This is a genomic window from Kocuria subflava, assembly GCF_012163155.1.
Taxonomy (GTDB): domain Bacteria; phylum Actinomycetota; class Actinomycetes; order Actinomycetales; family Micrococcaceae; genus Kocuria; species Kocuria subflava.
This window is the reverse complement of the sequence record NZ_JAAVUN010000163.1, coordinates 1-610: the sequence shown is the minus strand read 5'-3', so window position 1 is coordinate 610 and position 610 is coordinate 1. Positions and strand designations below refer to the sequence as shown.

Here is a 610-nt window from a genome sequence, read left to right as displayed (position 1 = left end):
CAAAGGCCCCCAGACAGTTCCCCAGCACTTTGCCGTACAGCAGCTCTCGGAGGGGGATGGCCGTGGCGAGGATCTCGACCACTCGATTCTGCTTCTCCTCCAATACGGAGTTGGCGATCGCCATCCCGAAAATCAGGGCCGCCATGTAGAACAGGAAGGCGAAAGCGAACCGGAGCAGGTACGTGGCCAGACCTCGGTCCTCGCCGACACTGAGGAACGTGGTTTCCAGCGCCGACCCCTTGTTCAGCTGCTCCACGGTGGTGCCGTGGTCCTCGGCGTTGTCCGCAACGGTCACTTGGGAGACGGCCTGTTCGATCGCCGTCTCCAGGTCCGAGTCGATCTCTGTGTCGGCCACGAGGGACCACGAGTCGCCGTCATGAATGAGCGCCGCGTCCACCTCCTCGTCACGGACCAGGTCCTCGGCCTCCACGGGTTGCACCTCGCGTCCCGTGACCGTGGTCTTGTCCCCCATGGCGGCGTCGGCCTGCTCGACCGCCTCGGCCGCCAACGGACCGCTGGTGGCAAGGTCGTGCTCCGTGGCCCGATCTGCCATGAACGCGTTGAACGCAATCATGGCCGCGATGATCACCATGGTGGACAGCGTGGAGAT

The 610-nt window shown here is 64.4% G+C and carries 1 protein-coding gene; it reads right to left on the bottom strand.

What is annotated here, in order from left to right; genetic code table 11:
- The coding region (locus GTW58_RS13550) for an ABC transporter permease (RefSeq protein ID WP_168023607.1) at positions 1–610 on the bottom strand (610 nt) is incomplete at both ends.